Below are 3,814 nucleotides of genomic sequence, written 5' to 3'. Positions count from 1 at the left end.
CCCCCCCCCCCCCCCCCCGCTCGCGTGCTTCCGTCGTCGTCTCAGAGCCGCTCGGGCGTCCGGATGCCCAGCAGCGCCATCCCCTGGTGCAGGGTGCGGGCGGTGAGGTCCACGAGGAACAGACGGTTCTCCACGACCTCCGGCGCGTTGTCGGGCGACAGCACGTGGCACTGGTCGTAGAACGTCGTGAGCAGCGAGGCCAGCTGGTACAGGTACGCGGCGAGCTTGTGCGGCTCGTACGCCGCCGCCACCTCCGCGACCGTCTCCCCGAACCGGTCCAGGTGCAGACCCAGCGCCCGCTCCGCCGGGGCGAGCGCCAGCTCCGGATGGGCGGCGGGCCGGGCGTCGCCCGCCCTGCGCAGGATCGACCGGATGCGGGCGTAGGCGTACTGGAGGTACACGGAGGTGTCGCCGTTCAGCGAGACCATCTGGTCCAGGTCGAACTTGTAGTCCCGCACCGCCGACGTCGACAGGTCGGCGTACTTCACCGCCCCGATGCCCACGTACCGGCCGTTCTCCACGACCTCTTCGTCCGTCAGGCCGACCTTCTCGCGCTTCTCGCCGACCACGGCCGTCGCCCGGTCGACCGCCTCGTCCAGCAGGTCCACCAGCCGCACGGTCTCGCCCTCACGGGTCTTGAACGGCTTGCCGTCCTTGCCCAGGACCGTGCCGAAGGCCAACTGGTGAGCCTTCACGTCGTCGTTGAGCCAGCCGGCCCGGCGTGCCGTCTCGAACACCATCCTGAAGTGCAGCGACTGACGGGCGTCCACCACGTACAGCAGCGTGTCCGCCTTCAGCTGGAACACCCGGTCGCGGATCGCCGACAGGTCCGTCGCCGCGTAGCCGAAGCCGCCGTCGGACTTCTGGACGATCAGCGGCACCGGATTGCCGTCCGGGCCCTTGATGTCGTCGAAGAACACGCACAGCGCGCCCTCCGAGCGGACCGCGACCCCGGACTCCTCCAGCAGACGGCAGGTCTCGTGCAGCATGTCGTTGTAGCCCGACTCGCCGACGATGTCCTCGTCCCGGATCTCCATGTCCAGCTTCTCGAAGACGGAGAAGAAGTAGATCTTGGACTCGTCGACGAACTTCTGCCAGGCCGCGAGGGTGTCCGGGTCGCCCGCCTGGAGGTCCACGACCCGGCGGCGGGCACGCGTCTTGAACTCCTCGTCCGAGTCGAAGAGCCGGCGGGCCGCCTTGTAGAGACGGTCGAGGTTCGACATCGCCTCCTCGCCGCTCACCTCGGCGTCCTTGTGGTCCAGCTCGTGCGGATGCTCGTCCAGGTACTGGATGAGCATGCCGAACTGGGTTCCCCAGTCGCCGATGTGGTGCCGGCGCACGACCGCCTCGCCCGTGAACTCGAGGATCCGGACCACCGCGTCGCCGATCACCGCCGAGCGCAGGTGACCGACGTGCATCTCCTTCGCCACGTTGGGCTGGGCGTAGTCGATGACCGTGGTGCCGGGCTGCGCCGTGTGCGGCACGCCGAGGCGGGCGGTGTCGTCGGCGTAGCGCGCCGCCAGGTTCCGCGTGATCGCCCCGTCGGTGATCGTGACGTTGAGGAAACCGGGGCCCGAGACCTCGATCTCCCGGATCACCTCACCCGACACCACGTTCGCCACGACCTGCGTCGCCAGCTCCCGCGGGTTCGCCTTCGCCTTCTTGGCCAGCGCCAGAATGCCGTTGGCCTGGAAATCGGCCCGGTCGCTTCGTCGCAGCAGCGGGTCCGCACCGGCCTCCGGCAGGGTGGCCGAGAGGGCGTTCGCGAGGCGCTGATGGACGAGATCGGTGAGCGACGTGACCGAGGTCATGGGGTGGGAGCCGTTCTCCTCGTGGGGTCGGTAGACCTCGCCAGTATCCCACGCGGGGCAAAGCGGTTGCCCGGACGCGGGAGCCGTCGCCGGGGCGGGGCCGGGGCACGGTCTCGTAAAGGTGTTTTCGCGGTTGCGGGCGGAGCTGGGAGAATGGGGGCTCCAGCCGTCGACCGTACCGGCTGCCCCGGAGAAAGAAGGACGTGCCGATCGTGGCTCAGAGCACCGAGACCACCGACTGGGTCTCCCGTTTCGCGGACGAGGTCATCGAAGAGTCGGAGCGTCGGGCCCCCGGCAAACCTGTGGTGGTCGCATCCGGACTGTCCCCTTCCGGTCCCATCCACCTCGGCAACCTCCGCGAGGTCATGACCCCGCACCTCGTCGCCGACGAGATCCGGCGCCGTGGACACCAGGTGCGCCATCTCATCTCCTGGGACGACTACGACCGCTACCGCAAGGTCCCCCAGGGCATCGCGGGCGTCGACGACTCCTGGGCGGAGCACATCGGCAAGCCGCTGACCTCGGTCCCGGCCCCGCAGGGCTCGCCCCACCCGAACTGGTCCGAGCACTTCAAGGCCGCGATGACGGCGTCGCTCGCCGAACTCGGCGTCGAGTTCGACGGCATCAGCCAGACCGAGCAGTACACCTCGGGCGTCTACCGCGAGCAGATCCTGCACGCGATCAGGCACCGCGCCGACATCGACGCGATCCTCGACCAGTACCGCACCAAGAAGGCCCCGGCGAAGAAGCAGCAGCAGAAGCCCCTCGACGAGGCCGAGCTGGAAGCCGCCGAGGGCTCCGGCGCGGCCGACGAGGACGACGGCTCCGCCGGCACCGCCGGCTACTTCCCGTACAAGCCCTACTGCGGCAACTGCGAGAAGGACCTCACCACCGTCACCTCCTACGACGACGACACCACCGAACTGACCTACGCCTGCACCGCCTGCGGCTTCTCGGAGACCGTCCGGCTCAACGAGTTCAACCGCGGCAAGCTGGTCTGGAAGGTCGACTGGCCGATGCGGTGGGCCTACGAGGGCGTCGTCTTCGAGCCCTCCGGCGTCGACCACTCCTCCCCGGGCTCCTCCTTCCAGGTCGGCGGCCAGATCGTCGGCATCTTCGGCGGCAAGCAGCCCATCGGGCCCATGTACGCCTTCGTCGGCATCAGCGGCATGGCGAAGATGTCGTCGTCCAAGGGCGGCGTGCCCACACCCGGCGACGCGCTGAAGATCATGGAACCGCAGCTGCTGCGCTGGCTCTACGCCCGCCGCCGTCCCAACCAGTCCTTCAAGATCGCCTTCGACCAGGAGATCCAGCGGCTCTACGACGAGTGGGACAAGCTCGACGCCAAGGTCGCCGACGGCTCCGCCCTGCCCGCGGACGTCGCCGCACACGCGCGTGCGGTGCGGACCGCCGACGCGGAACTGCCGCGCACCCCGCGGCCGCTGCCGTACCGCACCCTCGCCTCCGTCGCCGACATCACCGCCGGCGAACAGGCGCAGGCCCTGCGCATCCTGAGCGAACTCGACCCGGACAACCCGCTCGCAGCCCTGGACGAGGCCCGGCCCCGGTACGACAAGGCCGAGGCCTGGATCAACACGCACGTCCCCGCCGACCAGCGCACCATCGTGCGCCGGGAAGCGGACGCCGAACTGCTCAAGTCCCTCGACGAAGCCTCCCAGCAGTCTCTGCGGCTCCTCCTCGACGGTCTCGCCGCCAACTGGTCCCTCGACGGTCTCACCCACCTCGTCTACGGCGTCCCCAAGGTGCAGGCCGGCTTCTCCGCCGACGCCACGCCCAAGGAACTCCCGCCGGAGATCAAGACGGCCCAGCGCACGTTCTTCGCCCTGCTCTACCACCTGCTGGTCGGACGCGACACCGGCCCCCGGCTGCCCACCCTGCTGCTGGCCGTCGGCCAGGAGCGGGTACGGGCCCTGCTCGGGGAGTAGCCCGGGCCGGACGACGGAGGCCGCCCGGCCGGACGACGGAGGGGGCGCCCGGTGTCA

2 protein-coding genes are annotated in these 3,814 nt (G+C 69.8%); one reads left to right on the top strand and one right to left on the bottom strand.

The window, feature by feature from the left end:
- Window positions 1-41 precede the first annotated feature (41 nt).
- Window positions 42-1,811 (bottom strand): arginine--tRNA ligase, encoded by a 1,770-nt coding sequence (argS, locus tag ACN6LD_RS41910; protein ID WP_445045909.1) that lies wholly within the window; start codon window positions 1,809-1,811, stop codon window positions 42-44.
- Window positions 1,812-2,014: 203 nt separating this feature from the next.
- Here argS and lysS point away from each other — a divergent pair, with 203 nt between their 5' ends.
- A complete protein-coding gene (gene lysS / locus ACN6LD_RS41905) occupies window positions 2,015-3,757 on the top strand; it encodes a lysine--tRNA ligase (RefSeq protein ID WP_319190544.1) in 1,743 nt (580 codons plus the stop codon).
- The last annotated feature ends 57 nt before the right edge of the window (window positions 3,758-3,814 follow it).

This window comes from Streptomyces sp. SAS_272, from assembly GCF_052543235.1.
Note: the sequence above shows the minus strand (reverse complement) of the source record. Positions and strands in the feature narration are given on the sequence as shown.

Excerpts from the sequence above, each read along its gene's own strand:
- argS (WP_445045909.1), bottom strand. The coding sequence starts at position 1,811 with ATGACCTCGGTCACGTCGCTCACCGATCTCGTCCATCAGCGCCTCGCG.